This window comes from Rhizobium sp. RU33A, from assembly GCF_900156055.1.
GTDB lineage: Bacteria > Pseudomonadota > Alphaproteobacteria > Rhizobiales > Rhizobiaceae > Allorhizobium.
Map to the genome: position 1 here is coordinate 155965 of NZ_FTMQ01000004.1, position 17559 is coordinate 173523.

Annotated in this window: 21 protein-coding genes; 9 read left to right on the top strand and 12 right to left on the bottom strand. The window is 61.5% G+C overall.

Annotated features, from left to right (window positions below; genetic code table 11):
- Positions 1-110: 110 nt before the first annotated feature.
- The 6 genes from zapE to sdhC form a co-directional block, all read right to left on the bottom strand.
- Positions 111-1286 (bottom strand): cell division protein ZapE, encoded by a 1176-nt coding sequence (zapE, locus tag BW978_RS16050; protein ID WP_076396819.1) that lies wholly within the window; start codon positions 1284-1286, stop codon positions 111-113.
- A gap of 60 nt (positions 1287-1346) precedes the next feature.
- On the bottom strand, positions 1347-1874 hold the full coding sequence (locus tag BW978_RS16055) for a protease inhibitor Inh/omp19 family protein (protein WP_076396821.1): 528 nt from the start codon (positions 1872-1874) through the stop codon (positions 1347-1349).
- Positions 1875-2056: 182 nt separating this feature from the next.
- A complete protein-coding gene (locus BW978_RS16060) occupies positions 2057-2836 on the bottom strand; it encodes a succinate dehydrogenase iron-sulfur subunit (protein ID WP_076396823.1) in 780 nt (259 codons plus the stop codon).
- A 15-nt stretch (positions 2837-2851) separates the two neighbouring features.
- Positions 2852-4696, bottom strand: a complete 1845-nt coding sequence (gene sdhA / locus BW978_RS16065) for a succinate dehydrogenase flavoprotein subunit (RefSeq protein ID WP_076396825.1) — start codon at positions 4694-4696, stop codon at positions 2852-2854.
- A gap of 6 nt (positions 4697-4702) precedes the next feature.
- Positions 4703-5083 (bottom strand): succinate dehydrogenase, hydrophobic membrane anchor protein, encoded by a 381-nt coding sequence (gene sdhD / locus BW978_RS16070; protein ID WP_076396827.1) that lies wholly within the window; start codon positions 5081-5083, stop codon positions 4703-4705.
- Positions 5084-5094: 11 nt separating this feature from the next.
- Complete coding sequence (gene sdhC / locus BW978_RS16075; RefSeq protein ID WP_076396829.1) at positions 5095-5490, bottom strand: succinate dehydrogenase, cytochrome b556 subunit; 396 nt, start codon at positions 5488-5490, stop codon at positions 5095-5097.
- A 307-nt stretch (positions 5491-5797) separates the two neighbouring features.
- On the opposite strand from sdhC, the gene BW978_RS16080 reads away from it, so the two are divergent.
- Positions 5798-6136, top strand: a complete 339-nt coding sequence (locus BW978_RS16080) for a hypothetical protein (protein ID WP_244551976.1) — start codon at positions 5798-5800, stop codon at positions 6134-6136.
- On the opposite strand, the gene BW978_RS16085 is transcribed toward BW978_RS16080, so the two are convergent.
- From BW978_RS16085 to tsaD, 5 genes are read right to left on the bottom strand one after another with little or no spacing between them, the layout of a single operon-like run.
- Positions 6133-6777 (bottom strand): class I SAM-dependent methyltransferase, encoded by a 645-nt coding sequence (locus BW978_RS16085; protein WP_076396832.1) that lies wholly within the window; start codon positions 6775-6777, stop codon positions 6133-6135. The two genes, BW978_RS16080 and BW978_RS16085, sit on opposite strands and share 4 nt — an antisense overlap.
- A gap of 7 nt (positions 6778-6784) precedes the next feature.
- Positions 6785-7216 carry an EVE domain-containing protein gene (locus tag BW978_RS16090; RefSeq protein WP_076396834.1) on the bottom strand — a complete coding sequence of 144 codons (432 nt, stop codon included), beginning with the start codon at positions 7214-7216 and terminating at the stop codon, positions 6785-6787.
- 5 nt (positions 7217-7221) lie between these two features.
- Positions 7222-7515 (bottom strand): YciI-like protein, encoded by a 294-nt coding sequence (locus BW978_RS16095; protein WP_076396836.1) that lies wholly within the window; start codon positions 7513-7515, stop codon positions 7222-7224.
- A 22-nt stretch (positions 7516-7537) separates the two neighbouring features.
- Positions 7538-8527 carry an NAD(P)H-dependent glycerol-3-phosphate dehydrogenase gene (locus BW978_RS16100; RefSeq protein ID WP_076396838.1) on the bottom strand — a complete coding sequence of 330 codons (990 nt, stop codon included), beginning with the start codon at positions 8525-8527 and terminating at the stop codon, positions 7538-7540.
- Positions 8524-9618, bottom strand: a complete 1095-nt coding sequence (gene tsaD / locus BW978_RS16105; RefSeq protein WP_076396839.1) for a tRNA (adenosine(37)-N6)-threonylcarbamoyltransferase complex transferase subunit TsaD — start codon at positions 9616-9618, stop codon at positions 8524-8526. The genes BW978_RS16100 and tsaD overlap by 4 nt, the downstream gene beginning before the upstream one ends.
- Positions 9619-9691: 73 nt before the next feature.
- On the opposite strand from tsaD, the gene hemC reads away from it, so the two are divergent.
- The 6 genes from hemC (at position 9692) to BW978_RS16135 (ending at position 15597) form a co-directional block, all read left to right on the top strand.
- Positions 9692-10621 carry a hydroxymethylbilane synthase gene (hemC, locus tag BW978_RS16110; RefSeq protein WP_076396841.1) on the top strand — a complete coding sequence of 310 codons (930 nt, stop codon included), beginning with the start codon at positions 9692-9694 and terminating at the stop codon, positions 10619-10621.
- Positions 10622-10624: 3 nt separating this feature from the next.
- On the top strand, positions 10625-11344 hold the full coding sequence (locus BW978_RS16115; RefSeq protein WP_076396843.1) for a uroporphyrinogen-III synthase: 720 nt from the start codon (positions 10625-10627) through the stop codon (positions 11342-11344).
- A 90-nt stretch (positions 11345-11434) separates the two neighbouring features.
- The gene (locus BW978_RS16120) at positions 11435-12712 is read left to right on the top strand and encodes a mitofilin family membrane protein (protein ID WP_076396845.1); all 1278 of its coding nucleotides are present in this window, start codon (positions 11435-11437) and stop codon (positions 12710-12712) included.
- A 3-nt stretch (positions 12713-12715) separates the two neighbouring features.
- Entirely contained in the window at positions 12716-14383 is a 1668-nt protein-coding gene (locus tag BW978_RS16125) for a heme biosynthesis protein HemY (protein WP_244551977.1), read from the top strand.
- 10 nt (positions 14384-14393) lie between these two features.
- Positions 14394-14873, top strand: coding sequence for a tellurite resistance TerB family protein (locus tag BW978_RS16130; RefSeq protein ID WP_076396847.1), 480 nt, complete (start codon positions 14394-14396; stop codon positions 14871-14873).
- The gene (locus tag BW978_RS16135) at positions 14863-15597 is read left to right on the top strand and encodes a glutamine amidotransferase (RefSeq protein WP_076396849.1); all 735 of its coding nucleotides are present in this window, start codon (positions 14863-14865) and stop codon (positions 15595-15597) included. Before BW978_RS16130 ends, BW978_RS16135 begins: the two co-directional genes overlap by 11 nt.
- Here BW978_RS16135 and BW978_RS16140 read toward each other — a convergent pair.
- Positions 15582-16829 carry an MFS transporter gene (locus tag BW978_RS16140; RefSeq protein WP_076396851.1) on the bottom strand — a complete coding sequence of 416 codons (1248 nt, stop codon included), beginning with the start codon at positions 16827-16829 and terminating at the stop codon, positions 15582-15584. The genes BW978_RS16135 and BW978_RS16140 overlap by 16 nt on opposite strands.
- A gap of 124 nt (positions 16830-16953) precedes the next feature.
- On the opposite strand from BW978_RS16140, the gene BW978_RS16145 reads away from it, so the two are divergent.
- Both BW978_RS16145 and BW978_RS16150 read left to right on the top strand, forming a co-directional pair.
- Positions 16954-17244 carry a YggT family protein gene (locus BW978_RS16145; protein ID WP_054150366.1) on the top strand — a complete coding sequence of 97 codons (291 nt, stop codon included), beginning with the start codon at positions 16954-16956 and terminating at the stop codon, positions 17242-17244.
- Positions 17241-17555, top strand: coding sequence for a DUF167 domain-containing protein (locus BW978_RS16150; RefSeq protein ID WP_076396853.1), 315 nt, complete (start codon positions 17241-17243; stop codon positions 17553-17555). The genes BW978_RS16145 and BW978_RS16150 overlap by 4 nt, the downstream gene beginning before the upstream one ends.
- The last annotated feature ends 4 nt before the right edge of the window (positions 17556-17559 follow it).

Here is a 17559-nt window from a genome sequence, read left to right on the forward strand (position 1 = left end):
CCCTTGAGGACAAACCGCATAGCTCCAAAGGGTGTAGATCGCAAACGATAATTTTCAGTGTATCAATTTCAATCGGTTAGAACATAAAATTCTTACGTAAACGTCAAATATTATGTCACCGAGGCGTCATGTTTTTGACGTTTTGACTGGTGCAGCTCTAGATAATCCGCGCTCCGCATTTCGAAAAGCCGCGAAACTGTTCGGTCAAATTCAAAGCCTTCGGTGCCCTTCTTTTCAGTCAGGAGGGCTTCCGGCATCGCAGCTGCAGATGCGAACAGCCGTACACTGGCGTCGTAGAGCGCATCGATCAGAATGATGAAGCGTTTCATCTCATTTCGTTTTTCCGGGGCGAGGTGCGGGATACCCTCGACAAAGACCACATCGAAGCGCTTGGCGATCGCCAGATAGTCGGATGCGCCGAGGGGACGTTCGCAGAGTTCGCGGAAGTTGAACCGCGCAGCCCGGCCTGCCGCACGTGGGATCTCGATGGTTCGCCCCTTCATCTCGATGGTGACCGCGACCTCGGGCGCGCCTTCGGTCACCCGCTTCCAGGCAATGTCCATCATCTTCGGCGCGTCGTCGAGCGGCGCAATGTAGACCGGCAAACTCTCCATCTTTTCCAGACGATAATCGGTGGGAGAATCGAGCGTCGAGACATCGACGTTCTTTTTCAAGAGATCGACGAAGGGCAGAAAGAGCCCTCGGTTGAGACCGTCGCGGTAGAGATTATCAGGCTGGACATTCGAGGTTGCCACAAGCGTGCAACCCCGCGCGAAAAGTTCGGTGAACAGGCGGGCAAGGATCATCGCATCGGCGATATCGGTCACCGTGAATTCGTCGAAGCAGAGAAGCTGCGCCTCTTCACGAAGCGCTGCCGCGACAGGCGGCACAGGATCGGCCTGCTTCGTTTCGCCGGCCTTTAGTTTCTGGCGGTGGGCATGGATACGAGCATGCACATCGGCCATGAACTCGTGAAAATGCGCGCGACGTTTCTTCTCGACGGGTGCAAGCCTGAAGAACAGGTCCATAAGCATGGTCTTGCCGCGACCGACGCTGCCATGAATGTAGAGACCCTTGATGGGGATTTCCTGTTTGCGCCTCTGGGCAAACATCCAGCCAAGCGCGCTCTTCTTTGCAGCCGGTTTGCGCGCCTTGAACTCCGTCAGGATGCGGTCGAGCTTCTCGGCAACACCGAACTGATGGCGGTCGGGCTGGAGTGTTCCCGCCTCCGTCATCGCGCGCAACTGCTCGACGACGCTCAAGCCGTAGTCAGGAACTGGCTGCATGAATGAATGTCCCGCCGGGAGGGTGGCCCAAGGCGGGCCACCGCAGGAATGAGAGGAGGATCAGCGGCTCAGGCTGACCGGCTGGCCGGACGCGGTGCTGCCGTCGAAGCGGGCATCGGCCGTCTTGTAGAGGCTGCCGATCGTATTGCCGTTGCGGTCCTTGAGCACAACCTGCTTGCCGGACACTTCCCAGGACCCCATGGCCGTCAGTTCGCCGGCACAGCCACGGGTACCACCACGCGAGCCACTGCCGAGATTGGTGAGCGTCAGGAACATGTCGCAGCTTGCGCCAGCGCTCTGGACGCGCCAGTTGCCGACCATCGATTCCTTGGTGACGTCGAGCGCGGTGGCCGGTGCACCGGCAGCGCCGACGGCAGCAGCCGTATTCATCGCCGGAGCAGCCGGGAATTGGTTTGGATCAGTCGCACCGGGCGGCGGGAGCTGGCCGGACTGGACCGAAGGAACAGGCTGGGCCTGCAGCGGCGGAAGTGCGCTGTTGGCGGAATTCATGTTGCTGTAGGATGTACGCTGGCACCCCGCGAGCGCCAGAAGGATGGCTGCTCCGGTGACTGCATGGCTGAATTTCATCATTATACTCCCGCTCTCGCGACCTGCGTCGCAACCTGCCGTACAACTGGGTTTTAAATACGTTACGTGAATATGGTTAATCAAGTTCCATATCACGTTCGATCGATAGCCGGCACTATAAGGATAAATTAAGGCCGCCCGAAACAGTTCCGAGCGGCCTCGCATTCTTTTGACAATGTGGCTCAGGCGCGACGCTCGACCATCATCTTCTTGATCTCGGCGATCGCCTTGGCAGGGTTCAGACCCTTCGGGCAGGCCTGCGCGCAGTTCATGATCGTGTGGCAGCGATAAAGGCGGAAGGGATCCTCAAGATTGTCGAGGCGTTCGCCGGTCGCTTCATCGCGGCTATCGATCAGCCAGCGATAGGCCTGCAGCAGGACGGCCGGACCGAGATAGCGGTCGCCGTTCCACCAGTAGCTCGGACAGGAGGTCGAGCAGCATGCGCAAAGAATGCACTCGTAGAGACCGTCGAGCTTCTGGCGGTCCTCATGGCTCTGCTTCCATTCCTTGGCGGGCGCCGGGGAAACGGTTTTCAGCCACGGTTCGATCGAACGATGCTGGGCATAAAAGTTCGTCAGATCCGGCACGAGATCCTTGACGACCGGCAGATGCGGCAGAGGATAAACCTTCACCGTACCGTTCACCTCCTCCATGCCTTTTGTGCAGGCCAGAGTATTGGTACCGTCGATGTTCATCGCGCAGGAACCGCAGATTCCTTCACGGCAGGACCGGCGCAGCGTCAGCGTCGGGTCGATATTGTTCTTGATGTACAGGAGACCATCCAGAACCATCGGACCGCAGTCGTCGACGTCGATATAAAAGGTATCAATGCGCGGATTGGCGCCATCGTCGGGGCTCCAGCGATAGACCCGGTATTCGCGGACGTTCTTGGCGCCGGCCGGCTTCGGCCAGACCTTGCCTTCGGTGACCTGGGAGTTCTTGGGAAGAGCGAGTTCTACCATGATGAGGTCCTCAAATCAGTAGACGCGAGCCTTGGGCGCGATCTTATTCAGATCAATGCCTTCAGCGATGAGCTCGGTATGGACAGGACGGTAGTCGAGCTTGACGTCGCCCGCTTCCGAAACCCAGGCCAGCGTATGCTTGCGCCAGTTCTCGTCGTCGCGACCGCCAAACGGACCGGAGGTGTAGTCTTCGCGCGCATGCGAACCACGGCTTTCCTTGCGGGCCTCGGCGCCATAGACCGTGGTGATGGCGTTGGCCATGAGGTTGTGCAGTTCGAGCGTCTCGACGAGATCAGAGTTCCAGATCATCGAACGGTCGGTGACCTTGATATCCGGCAGCTCCTTCCAGATCGCCGACAGGCGCTGGCAGCCGCTTTCGAGCGATTCCTGCGTACGGAAGACCGCCGCGTCTTCCTGCATGGCGCGCTGCATCTTGTCACGCAGCACGGCGGTCGGGGTCTGGCCCGAAGCGTGACGCGTGTTGTCGAAGCGGTCTATGATCTTGTCACAGGCGGCGACATTGAGTGCCGGAATCGGCGAGGTGCGGTCGATGACTTCAGCAGCCCGGATCGCAGCCGCACGCCCGAAGACCACGAGGTCGATCAGCGAGTTGGAGCCTAGACGGTTCGCACCGTGCACCGAGGCGCAACCAGCCTCACCGACAGCCATCAGACCCGGGATGATGCGTTCGGGATTGTTGGAGTCGGCATTCAGCACTTCGCCCCAGTAATTCGTTGGAATGCCGCCCATGTTGTAGTGAACGGTCGGCAGAACCGGGATCGGTTCGCGGGTCACGTCGACGCCGGCAAAGATCTTCGCCGATTCCGAGATGCCTGGAAGGCGTTCGTGCAGGACCGCCGGATCGAGGTGGTCGAGATGCAGGAAGATGTGATCCTTGTTCTTGCCGACGCCGCGGCCTTCACGGATTTCCATCGTCATGCAGCGCGAGACGACGTCACGCGAGGCAAGGTCCTTTGCCGATGGAGCGTAACGCTCCATGAAGCGCTCGCCTTCGGAGTTGACGAGATAACCGCCTTCGCCGCGCGCACCTTCGGTGATCAGACAGCCGGCACCGTAGATACCGGTCGGGTGGAACTGGACGAACTCCATATCCTGCAGCGGAAGACCCGCGCGGGCAATCATGCCGCCGCCGTCACCGGTGCAGGTGTGAGCAGACGTTGCCGAGAAGTAGGCGCGGCCATAACCGCCGGTCGCCAGAACGACCATCTTGGCCGAGAAGCGATGGATCGTGCCGTCGTCGAGGTTCCAGGCGACGACACCGGTGCAGCGGCTGCCATCGTCAGACATGATCAGGTCGAGCGCGAAATACTCGATGAAGAATTCCGCGTTGTTCTTCAGCGACTGGCCGTAGAGCGTGTGCAGGATGGCGTGGCCGGTACGGTCGGCCGCGGCGCAGGTGCGCTGCACCGGCGGGCCTTCGCCGTAGTTCTGCATGTGACCGCCGAACGGCCGCTGATAGATCTTGCCTTCCTCGTTACGCGAGAACGGCACGCCGTAATGCTCAAGCTCATAAACCGCCTTCGGCGCTTCCATAGCGAGATACTGCATGGCGTCGACGTCACCGAGCCAGTCGGAGCCCTTGACGGTGTCATAAAGGTGCCACTGCCAGCAGTCAGGCGTCATGTTGTTCAGCGAGGCGGCGATACCGCCCTGAGCCGCGACCGTGTGCGAACGGGTCGGGAAAACCTTGGTGATGCAAGCCGTCTTGAAGCCCTGTTCGGCCATGCCGAGCGTCGCGCGCAGGCCGGCGCCACCGGCACCGACGACCACGACGTCGTAGGAATGGTCAACATAGGTGTAGGCCTTGCCGGTCTGGGCGAAGTTATGAATGGTTGCCATGTTGATTTACCCTACGAATGCGATCTTCAAGATGGCGAAAAGACAGAGGCCACCGATCAGGATTGCAAAGAACGTGTTCAGCATCAGAAGCAAAAGCTTGGCGATATCGGCATGGACATAGTCCTCGATGATCACCTGCATGCCCAGCTTCATATGGATCAGGGCCGACAGCACGACCAGAGCCATGACGACGGCGACGAGCGGGTGCGACAATGCGCCAACCACCTCGGCGTAAGGCGCGCCGTTGTACATGACCAGAAAGCCGACGAAGAAGAAGATCAGAGGAATGTTGGCGACGGCCGTGACGCGCTGACGCCAGAAATGCTCGGTGCCTTCCTTGGCCGAGCCGAGACCGCGGACCTTGCCGAGCGGAGTGCGCATATCCATGGAATGGTGCCTCAGGTGCGAATGATATAGGCAACGACCCAGACGAGGATCGTCAGGACGACGGATGCGATGATGTTCGCCTTGGCGAGCTTCGTCGAGAAATGCTTGTCGAAGCCGTAGCCGACATCCCACATCAGATGGCGCAATCCGCCAAGCATGTGGTGGATGAGTGCCCAGGTATAGCCGAACAGGATCAGGCGGCCGATGATGGTTCCCATGAACCAGTTGACCCACTCGAAGTAGTCAGCACCCGTTGAAGCGGCCACCAGCCACCACGCGACCAAGATCGTGCCGAAATAGAGCGCGGCACCGGTGATGCGGTGCAGAATCGACATGATCATTGTGGGGATAGGCTTGTAGATTTGCAGGTGCGGCGACAGGGGCCGGTTTTTAGTCACATTCGCCATCTAAACCTCGCGGCGTCTCGATGCGGTCCGAGTGTTCGGACATATTGTTTGCAATGCGTCATAGCGTTTGTGGCATTGCATCAGGGGGACGTTTAATCCTCGAAACCCCGGACGACAAGCACATTCGCTTGACGATTTCAATTTAATCGATTCGCGTGAACAGACCTTTAGCGTCCATGCGAACCGCATTCCTCCATACGAAAAAAGCGTTGAGATGGATGACTTTAGCAACCAGTTGCGGCATGTTGCGTTAACGATTTGTTAACTGCGTTCCGGAGGTTGCCGCATGCTAAAGTATGGTTCCGTTTTGACAGCTGCGGGCATCGCGCTCATCTCCACCGCCGACGGCGGCCTCGCCGGGGAGCGGCATGACCGAGGCCATGGCCATTACAAATCCCAGGGCCAGGCGGTGATCGGCAGCAACGGTCTTCCCTCTGTCATCCCCGGCATCGGCACCTTCGTCGGCAGCGTCTCGGGCCTGCGCATCAAAGGCAACGGCGTGTTCCTGGCCATCGACAGGGGCTTGAGGCCGCAAGTCATTACCTATCGCCCGCCCAAGGCAAAAATCATTGAAATTTCTGCAGAAAATCCGGATGAGGCTTGCTCGTTCGAAGCCGGTGTCTGTGTGATCAGGCCGAAGAACTAGAGAAATTTCCAGACGGTCGTCTTCTTGATCTCGCTGTCTTCCAGAACGCGCGTGACTGGCACCTCATAGGTCGCCAGCGGCTCGAGATTGTCAATCGGGCGATAGCTGCGTCCGGGATCTCCGACCAGGACGAGACATCCATCCTTCGCAATAGCGCTGAACCAGGCGACCAGCGCCTTGGCAAAATCGCTCTCATAGAAGACATCGCCGGCAAGGATCACGTCGACATCGACGGATCGGCCGATCAGGTCGTCATTGGTGAAATCGATGCTCACGCCATTGAGAGCGGCATTCAGCCGCACCGCACATTTCGCCCAGGGATCGATATCGGCGGCCACCACGGCGGCGGCTCCCGAAAGGGCAGCTGCAATCGCCACCATTCCCGAACCGCTGGCAAAATCGAGAACGCGTTTCCCCCTTACCGTTTCCGGATGATCGAGGATGTAGCGCGCGAGCCCCTGGCCGCCCGCCCAGGCAAAGGCCCAGAACGGCGGCGGCAGACCGATCGCTTCCAGATCCTCCTCGGTTTTCATCCAGAGATCATGCACCTCGCTTGCAAGGTGCAGTCGGATCTCCGGCACATGCGGCGGCGACAACACGCTGGTGTTTTCGAGGATGAATCGATCAGGATCTGTCTTCACGAGGAGATCAGACGGGCGGATTGTCGAGACCGCCCATGCGGCAGACCTCGAAATATTCGTCATCCGTCACCGGCTGGACCGAGAGCCGCATCGAGGTGACAAGCGCCATCTTCGCGAGCTTCTCGTTCGCTTTGACGTCTTTAAGGCTGACAGGCTTCGGCATGTCGCAGACGGCGCGAATGTCGACGCAGTCCCAGCGGGCATCCCCCTCGGCGGTCGAATCCGGATGCGAGAGCGCACAGACTTCGACGATCCCGACGACTTCCAGCCCCTCGTTGGAGTGGTAGAAGAACCCCTTGTCGCCGATCTTCATCGCCCGCATGTTGTTGCGCGCGAGATAATTGCGAACGCCGGTCCACTCTTCCCCAACGTCACCCTTGGCCTTCTGCATTTCCCAGGACCACTTGAAGGGTTCGGACTTGTAGAGCCAGAATGCCATGCCGGTCACGCCTCCGGATTATTGAAGACCCAGTTATAGGGCTTGATCTCGACAGTCTCGAACAGGCCGGCCTTGGCATAGGGGTCCTGTGCGGCAAGCGCCTTGGCAGCCTCTATATCATCGGCGGCAATCAGCAGCATCGAACCGCAAGGCTTGCCGTCGGAATCGAGGAACGGGCCGGCGATCTTGAGCTGGCCGGCTGCATTCAGCCCGTTGAGCCACTCGACATGCGGCGGACGGGTTTCCATCCGAAGGTTCAGGTGGCCTGGCTTGTCGGCGCAGATGACGGCAAACAGCATCTTGTCTCTCCTAGGGGATCTCTTATTCGGTGGTGATCGGTCGCGACATCAGTTGGGTGATCGCGGTCGGGATGTCCAGCCTGCCGTCGATGATCGCGGCAACGGCTTCCGTTATCGGCATCTCGATCTGGCGACCTTCGGCGAGACGGGCAGCGACCGCAGCCGCAAAGGCACCCTCAACGAGCGAACCTTGCTGGGAGCCGATGGGTTCGCCACGGCCGAGCGCTATGCCGAAGCGCAGATTGCGGGACTGATGGCTGGTTGCCGTCAAAACGAGGTCGCCGAGACCCGACAGGCCCCGCACCGTATCACCTCGTCCGCCCATCGCATCGACGAGCCGCGACATCTCCGCAAGGCCACGGGCGATCAGGGCAGCACGTGCCGAATCGCCAAGCCCCATGCCCTCGACGATGCCACAGGCAATCGCCAGCACATTTTTCAACGCACCACCGAGCTGGACGCCGATCCGATCATCAGAGGCATAGAGGCGGAAGGTCTGGCCGGAAATCGCCTTTGCCAGGTGTTCGGCAAGGGACAGGTCCTCTGCAGCGATCGCCATGGCCGTCGGCAGGCCCTTGGCGATATCTGCCGCGAAGCCAGGACCCGACAGCATGGCGATCGGATGGCCCGGCAGGGCGCTTTCCATAACATCCGTGAGGAGCCGCGACGTCTGCTTCTCGATGCCCTTGGCGCAGATGACAACGGGTGCACCTGGCTTCAAATGCGGCCCGTAGGTTTCGGCAGCCGCGATCTGCGCCTGGGACGGCATGGCGAAGAGCACGATGTCGGCCTCGCCGAGATCCTCCGCCCGGGCGGAAAAGGACAGCGACGCAGGCAATTGAATGCCCGGCAGTGCGGACTCATGCACGCGGCGTGCAGCGAGATCAGCCATGACCGAGGCATCGCGACCGATCAGCAGGGCCTGCGCCCTGCCCGTCTGGGCGACCACAGCGGCAAGCGCGGTACCAAAAGCACCCGCGCCGATGACGGCGATACGCTGCATCCCACTCATGCCTTGGCTCCTCGCTTGCCGTAAGCGAGCAAGGCCTTGGCATCCTGGTCCAACGGCCAGCGCGACCGGGGTGCGACTGCAAGATCATCCGAGGGCATGCCGAGCGCCATGCGTTCAAGCCCTGCCCAGGCGATCATGACGGCATTGTCCGTGCAAAGATGATGCGGCGGCGCGACAAAACGGAAGCGGTGCTCGGCGCAGAGTGTATCGAGCGTCTGGCGCACTTCCTTGTTGGCAGCGACACCGCCGGCGACGACCAGCGCAGGCTCGGCCACATCGGGAAATACTTCTTTGAACCGCTGCAGGCCACGGCCGATGCGATCCTTCAACGTGCGTGAGATGGCATGCTGGAAGGAGGCGCATATGTCGGCGATGTCCTGGTCGGTGACAGGCGCGATGCCTTCCGCAGCCTGACGCACGGCGGTCTTCAGGCCCGAAAACGAAAAATCAAGGCGAGCTTCGCCGACCAAAGGCCGTGGGAAGGCAAACCGCTTGGGATTGCCCGTGGCCGCCGCCCGCTCGACGGCGGGACCACCCGGATAGGGAAGCCCGAGAAGCTTCGCCGTCTTGTCGAAGGCCTCGCCCAGGGCGTCATCGATCGTGGTGCCCCAGCGCTCGTATTCGCCAACGCCTTTGACCAGAACCAATTGCGTGTGACCGCCGGAAACAAGCAGCATCAGATAGGGAAAGGGAACGCCATCCGTCAGGCGCGCCGTCAGCGCATGGCCTTCAAGATGGTTGACGGCGTAAAGCGGCTTGCCTGTCGCTCTTGCGATCGCTTTGCCGGTCATCAGGCCAACCAGCAAGCCACCGATCAGGCCGGGGCCGGACGTGGCAGCGATCGCATCGACCTCGGCCAGCGTGATGCCTGCCCGGGTCAGCGCCTCTTCGATCAGCGTATCCAGCGCATCCACATGGGCGCGAGCGGCAATCTCCGGCACCACGCCACCATAGGCGCTGTGTTCGTCGAGCTGGCTCAACACGACATCAGCCTCGGTGATAGCAGAGCCGTCCGCAAGCCGCGTGACGACAGCCGCCGCGGTCTCGTCACAGCTGGTTTCGATGCCGAGGATGCGCAGTTTGGATGTCATGGAACCTGTTCATTGATTGCGGTCGCCGAGAAACCGGTCTACGAAATCTGTCGGTAACAACGGACAAGTTCGGATGCAAACAAAACCTTTCCGCATCGGCACGCGGGGCAGCCCGCTCGCTCTGGCCCAGGCTTCTGAGACACGGGCACGCCTCATGGTGGTCCATGGCCTTCCCGAAGACATGTTCGAGATCGTCGTACTCTCAACCAAGGGCGACCGCATCACCGATCGTGCGCTGTCTGAAATCGGCGGCAAGGGACTGTTCACCGAGGAGTTGGAGGATCAACTTCTCTCCGGCGATCTCGATTTCGCGGTGCATTCCTCGAAGGACATGCCGACCAAATTGCCCGAAGGGCTGTTCCTGTCGGCCTTCCTGCCGCGCGAGGATGTTCGTGATGCCGTCGTTGGCCGCACCGCTCCGACGCTGAAGGAACTTCCGGAAGGGGCAACCGTCGGCTCGTCTTCGCTGCGTCGCCAGGCCCTCATCCGCCGTATCCGCCCCGATATCAACGTCATCACCTTCCGCGGCCTGGTCGACACCCGCCTGCGCAAGCTTGCCGATGGCGAGGTGGATGCGACGCTGCTCGCCTATGCCGGCCTACGCCGGCTCGGCAAGCCCGAGATCCCGACCGAACTGCTCGACCCGAGCGACTTTCCCCCGGCACCGGCCCAGGGCGCGATTTGCATCGAAAGCCGCATCGGCGATGCAAGGGTCAACGACCTGCTCGAAGCGATCAATGACCACGATACCTTTGACGCTGTCAGCTGCGAACGCGCCTTTCTCGGCGCCCTCGATGGCTCCTGCCGCACGCCGATTGCAGGCCTTGCAACGGTGCAGGGCGACGCGATCCGCTTTGCCGGCATGATCCTGACGCCCGACGGCAGCCGCTGGCATGACGTGGAGATCGAGGGAAGCCGGACGGAGGCTGCCATACTCGGCGCGAGAGCCGGCGGCACGGTTCGAACCAAGGCCGGTAGCGACTTCTTCGACAGCTGGAGTTGAGGCATGCGCGTTCTCGTGACGCGTCCGGAGCCGGCCTCGGCCAGAACCGCCGCCGAACTCGAACGCCGCGGTCATGAGCCCGTGCTCCTGCCCCTGATGCAGGCGATGCAACAACCCGAGGCACTCGCTGCCCCTCCCGCACCCGACGCAGGTTTCCTTGCCGTGACCAGTGCCGAAGCGATGCGCGTGCTGAAAACGCTGCCGGACGATGTAAGACGCCTCTTCCGCGCCCTGCCCCTCTTCGCCGTCGGTCGCGCGACCGCACGGGCAGCAAGAGAGGCCGGCTTCAAGGATGTATCGGTTGCCGACGGTGATGGACACTCCCTGGCTGGACTGCTCATCGCGAAGTCGGACCAGAATCCGGGCGCATTGATCCTCTATCTGACGGGAACTCCACGCTCTCCAGACTTTGAAGCCAAGCTGCGAGAGGCGGGACGCATGGTCGACGTACGAGAATGTTACCGGATGGTTCCGTCCATCTATCCCGACGCCACGATAATCGACAAGCTCACCCCGATGCCGGAAGCAATTCTTGTCTACTCCTCCGAAACGGCAAGGCGTCTGAGGGAGCTGCACGAACGAACGAGCGAAGTGCTCGACTGGCCACAGACACGTTTTCTCTGCCTGAGTGAAAAGATTGCTGACGCCCTCCCGGCAGATTTTCAGCCCAGAAGCCGTTGGCCGATGGAACCTCGCGAGGATCTGCTCCTTCTTCTGCTTTGATGCAGTGCCGCGTGAAATGGAACCTCGGGCCTTCCCTTCGCCATGAGGACTGACTAGGTTTAGTCACACGCGCGAAATGAAGAGGTTGCCATGGTTTCCGGAAAGCCACCCCGTCGATCGAAAGCCACCGATGATCCGGTGACGATCGATCTGACCGCAAAGGAAACCAAGTCCGCTGCGGATTCCGGCAATGCCGAGGCCGATGCTGTCCCATCGGATGCCCCTGCCTCGTCTGCCGTGGCTGACGAGCCGACCGCAAGCAATACGGCGTCGAACGACGCTCCGGCTGAAACGCCAGCAGATCCCTGGACGCCCACGCCGGAGCCGACGGCTGAAACCGCCCCTGTCGATGACACGGAAACGCGTGCTGAAACGACAGCGAAAAGCGAGACGGTCACCAGCCGCGAACCGGTTCGCCAGTCACCTCCGACCTCGACCCTGGTTGCCTCCGGCATCTTCGGCGGCCTCGTAGCACTCGCTCTGGCTGGCAGCATGCAATATGCCGGGATCGTTCCGGGCCTTGGCCCGGAACAGACAGTCCAGGCACCAGCCGTGGACACGGCAGAGCTTGACGCGTTGAAGGCCGAAGTCGCGCGCCTGGCGGCACAACCGGCAGCGACGGCCACCGACCCTGCCCTTGCCGAGCGCATCACAGCGCTCGAAACCAGCGTCGCCAATGCGGGCTCAGAGCCGACCGCCGATGCCGCCGCTGTCGAAGCACTCAAGACGCAGCTGGTCGCAGCAGAACAGGCGATCGAGTCCCTACGTGCGGAAATCGCCAGCAACAAGCAAGCGCTCGACCAGAGCGCCACACGACTTGATGAAGCCGAGCGCAAGCTGGACGAACCACGCAGCGACGTTGAAATGGCGCGTGCCATCGCCCTTTCCGGTTTGAAGACCGCGATCGATCGCGGCGGCCCGTTCCTGTCGGAGCTTGACGCCTTGAAAAGCGTTTCCCCCGAGGATCCGGCGGTTGCCGCACTCACACCGCTTGCAAGCAACGGCGTGCCGTCTCGGTCGGATCTAACACGGCAGTTCAACCAGGTGGCGGAGGAGATCCTCGCCGCCATCCACCAGCCGGAGCAAGGCGAAGGCTGGACCGATCGGCTGATGGCGAGCGCCCGCTCGCTGGTCAAGGTGCGGCCCGTCGGCAATGTCGAGGGCGACACACCGGAGGCTATCGTCGCCCGCGTTGAGAACAAGCTGCAGAACGGCGACCTCAAGGGCGCGGCCCTGGAATGGGAAACACTGCCTGAAGCCGGCAAGGCGGCCTCATCCGACTTTGCGACAACTCTGAAGAACCGGATCGAGGCAGAGGAGCGGGTATCCGCGGCCCTGTCTCAGACCGTGGCCGGAAACGGAGGCTGACGCATGACAACCATCCTCAAGGTTCTCTTCTTCTTCGCTTTCATCCTGGCGCTCGGCTTCGGCTTCTCTTGGATCGCGGATCGTCCCGGTGAAATCTCGCTGATCTGGGAAGGCCAGCAGTACAATACCGATCTGATTGTGGCCGTAACGGCGCTCGTTGGGCTCGTCGCCGTAATCATGGTGACCTGGTGGCTGCTGCGCACGCTCTGGACCTCCCCTCACTCGGTCCGCCGCTTCTTCCGCGCCCGCAAGCGCGACCGTGGCTACCAGGCGCTCTCCACCGGTCTGATTGCCGCTGGTGCTGGAAACGCAATCCTGGCCCGCAAGATGAGTGCCCGCGCCAGAAGCCTGGTCCGCGCTGATCAGGAGCCGCTGATCCGCGTGCTGGATGCCCAGGCCGCTCTGATCGAAGGCCGGCACGACGAGGCACGCCGCCTGTTCCAGGAGATGTCCGAGGATCCGGAGACCCGCGAACTCGGCTTGCGCGGTCTCTATGTCGAGGCAAACCGTTTGGGGGCCCATGAGGCAGCCCGGCAATATGCCGAAACCGCAGCGGAAGCTGCCCCTTACCTGCCCTGGGCAGCAAAGGCGACGCTCGAACACCGCTGCCGCGCCGGCCACTGGGACGATGCTATCCGCCTTCTCGATCAGCAGAAGATTGCCCATGTTCTTGAGCGCCACGAGGCCGAACGCCTGAAAGCCGTGCTTTTGACAGCAAAAGCCGAGGACCAGCTGGAAGCCGAACCCGCAGGGGCACGCGACAGCGCGTTGAAGGCACTGAAGCTCGCCAAGGGTCTCGTCCCGGCTGCGATCGTGGCCGCCAAGGCCTATATGCGCGAAGACAACCTGCGCAAGGCGTCACACACGCTCGAACAGGTCTGGAAACTCGACCCACACCCCGAAATTGCCCGGGCCTATGTGCGGGCGCGCAGCGGTGACAGCGCCGTCGATCGTCTGAAGAAGGCGGAAAAGCTTGAGGCCCTGAAGCCGAACAATTACGAATCCCTGCTCACTGTCGCCGAAGCAGCGCTCGATGCCCAGGATTTCAAGAAGGCACGGACAAAGGCGGAAGCTGCAGCCCGTATCGCTTCGCGCGAACGCGTCTATCTGCTCCTTGCAGATATTGAAGAGGCCGAAACCGGCGACCAGGGCCGTATCCGTCATTGGATGGGCCAGGCCCTGAAGGCGCCGCGCGATGCCGCCTGGGTGGCCGACGGCCATGTCTCCGAGCGCTGGATGCCGATTTCGCCGGTCACCGGTCGTCTCGATGCCTTCGAATGGAAGACTCCCTTTGACCAACTGGCCGGCCCGATCGAAGAAGGCAGCGTCTCCGAAGGCGAAAAGGCACTTGCCTCACTCCCGCCTGTCGCAAAGGTCGAGCCGCCTGCGCGGCCCGAACCTCAGTTCGAGACGGCAAAGCCGAAAATCGTGCACCCGGAAGCCCGGGTGATCGATGCAGAGCCTCAAGCAAAAGCGATCGAACCGGTGGCCCCTCCAGCCAAAGCGACAAAGCCGGAAAAACCTGCGGTGATTGCATCCCGAGAGGCCACTCCCGCTGCGCAGGAGCCAGCGGTGGTAGAGCCATTCTTCGGCCGACCGCCCGATGACCCCGGGGTCAAGGATCCGGCGCTCGCTGCACCGGAAGCCAAAACGCGCCTGAAACTCTTCTGACGGGATCCGCATGCTCGACCGCTTGCAAGCCTTTTTCCAATCCGTGATGCAGGACCGCCCTAAAGCGGTCTTCGCCCCCGATGACCCGCGGATCGCAGTCGCGGCCCTCTGTCTCCAAGTCATGGAGGCCGATGGCGTCGTGCGCGATGCCGAGCGGATGAAACTGCGGGAAATTCTGAAAGAAGAATACGGGCTCGACGATAGCGCCCTTGACGCCCTGATCGAAGCCGGTCAGGACGCGGAAAGCGAGGCGGTGGACTACTATCGCTTCACCACAGAGCTGAAGCGCCAGCTGAACGAAGATGAGCGCCAGCACCTCGTAGGGATCCTCTGGGACATCGTCTATGCCGATGGCACCCGCAGCGAAATGGAAGACCATGCGATCTGGCGGGTTGCCGATCTGCTCGGTGTCTCCGGGCGTGAACGCATCGTCCAGCGGCAGGAAGCAGCCGAACGGGCGGGTCTTGGAGCGATCGACGATGCCACGTGAGGAACGGTCGCGTTCGCGCGATCGCAAGCAGCCTGTTCTGATCGTCCTGCATCAGGAACGCTCAAGCCCCGGCCGGGTCGGCCAGATGCTGGAAGAAAAGGGTTACCCTCTCGATATCCGCCGCCCGGTCCTCGGCCAAGATTTGCCGAAAACCCTGGCGAACCATGCCGGCGCGGTCGTCTTCGGCGGGCCGATGAGCGCCAATGATCCCGACGATTACATCAAGACCGAAATCAACTGGCTCGACGTACCCCTGAAAGAAAACAAGCCATTCCTCGGCATCTGCCTCGGCGCTCAGATGCTGGTCCGCCATCTCGGCGGCAAGGTGGAGGCCGACCGGGAGGAACGCACCGAAATCGGCTGGTATCCGATCCGTCCGACCGAGCATGGCCGCCTGCTGATGCATTGGCCGAAGATGGTCTATCACTTCCACCGCGAGGGCTTCAGCCTGCCACATAGGGCCAACTTGCTCGCGACCGGCGACATCTATCCGAATCAGGCCTTCCGCTACGGAGAAAATGCCTGGGCCGTGCAGTTCCACGCCGAGCTGACCCGCGCCATGATGCACCGCTGGGTGGTCCATGGTGCACATCGTTTCGTGCTGCCCAATGCCCAGCAAGGCCGGGAGCATCTGGAAGGCCGGATGATCTTCGACGCCCCCTTGCGGGCCTGGCTGTCGGATTTCCTCGACCTGATCTTCGAGCGCGATCAGCGCGCCTCCTGACGCTCCGGCACTTCTAGACTGTCGATCTTGCGCAGCTGCGGGAAACCGAGCGCCCAGACGGCGGCAACGGCGAGCGTGCCGAAACCACCAATCACGACGGCTGGCACAGGCCCGACGAAATGCGCCATGGTGCCGGCGCGGAATTCGCCGAGTTCATTGGACGCACCGACAAAGACCATGTTGACCGCGTTGACCCGGCCGCGCACCTCGTCCGGCGTCCAGAGCGCGATCAGGGTCTCGCGCACATAGACCGAGGCCATGTCGGCGGCACCCATCAGCATCAGGGCGAGGATCGAGAGCCACGCATATTCGGACAAGCCGAAGACGATCGTGCCGGCCCCGAACAGCGCAACACCGATGAACATGAAGATCCCGGCATTGTGGCGGATTGGGAAGGTCGCAAGCGCGATGGCAACGATGATGGCGCCGATCCCGGGTGCGGCGCGCAGGAGACCGAGCCCCCAGGGGCCGAGATCGAGAATGTCACGCGCAAAGACCGGCATCAGCGCCACGGCGCCGCCGAGCAGGACTGCGAAGAGGTCGAGCGAGATCGCACCCAGCACCACCTTCTCACCGAAGATGAAGCGGAAGCCCGCAAACAGTGTGTCGAGGCTAACGGCCTTCTCCGACTTCCGCTGTGGCGGGCGCTTGACGAGGAAAACCAGGATCGCCGCGGCCGCGAAGAAAGCAAAGGACACGGAATAAGCGACGACCGGACTTGCTCCGTAGAGCAGACCACCGGCCACGGGGCCGACGATGGACGCTGTCTGCCAGGAGGACGAATTCCAGGCGATCGCGTTGGAGAGATCCTTCTGCGGCACCAGATTGGGCGCAAGCGACTGTACGGCGGGAGCGGCAAAGGCGCGCTCGATGCCGAAGACGACGAGGATGGCAAAAACGATCGTCGGCTCGAAGGCGTCGGCGATGGTGAGCCCAAGCAACGCTCCGGCGCAAATGGCGCTGACGATCATGCAGATCGAGACGATGGCCCGGCGATTGTAGCGGTCGGCGACGGAACCGGTGACGAGGATTAGCAGCAGTGACGGCAGGAATTGCACCAGACCGATCAGACCGAGATAAAAGACATTGCCCGTCATGTCGTACATCTGCCAGCCGACGGAGACGCTGAGGATCTGGGTGGCGAAGGCTCCCAGGAAGCGGGCAAAGAAGAAACGCGTGTAGGAGGAATGCCGAAACGCGGCGAAACGATCATCGGCCGAGGACGGGTGCATCGAAGTGACCTTAAGCTGCGGACAGGCCCGCCGTTAAACATGATTCGGATTGCGTGGGCCCCATCCACTTGTCCGTTAAGTCGCCAATGTCTACATCACTGTCAACCGAGAAATGGAGACCTGAATGTACGCACTGTTTCAGACGATCGACCTTGCCCTGAGCATCTTCACCTGGATTCTGATCGGCAGTGCGATCTTCTCCTGGCTCTACGCCTTCAACGTGATCAACTCCAGCAATCGATTCGTGGCGACGCTTGGACAATTCCTCCACAACGTCACCGAACCGGCCCTCCGCCCGATCCGCCGCTTCATGCCGGATCTCGGCGGTATCGACATTTCGCCGATTGTCCTGCTGTTGATCATCTTCTTCCTGCGTTCCTTCCTCTGGAACAGCATCTACCCGCTGGTGGCGTGACAAGCCCCTACCGTCTTGACCATGACCATCTCCTGCTCGCCGTCCGGCTGACACCGAACGGCGGGCGCGATGCGTTTGACGGGGTGGAGGTCACCGCCGACGGTCTCGCACATCTGAAGGCCCGCGTGACCGCCGTGCCCGAAAAGGGCAAGGCCAACAAGGCCCTGATCGCCCTGCTCTCGAAATCCTTGAAGGTCCCGAAATCGACGATAACAGTCGTCTCCGGCGAAACCTCAAGACAAAAAATCCTCCGGATCGAGGGCGACCCGGAGGATTTGAAATCGCGGTTAGACGCTCTCGCGTCCGCCTGAGAAC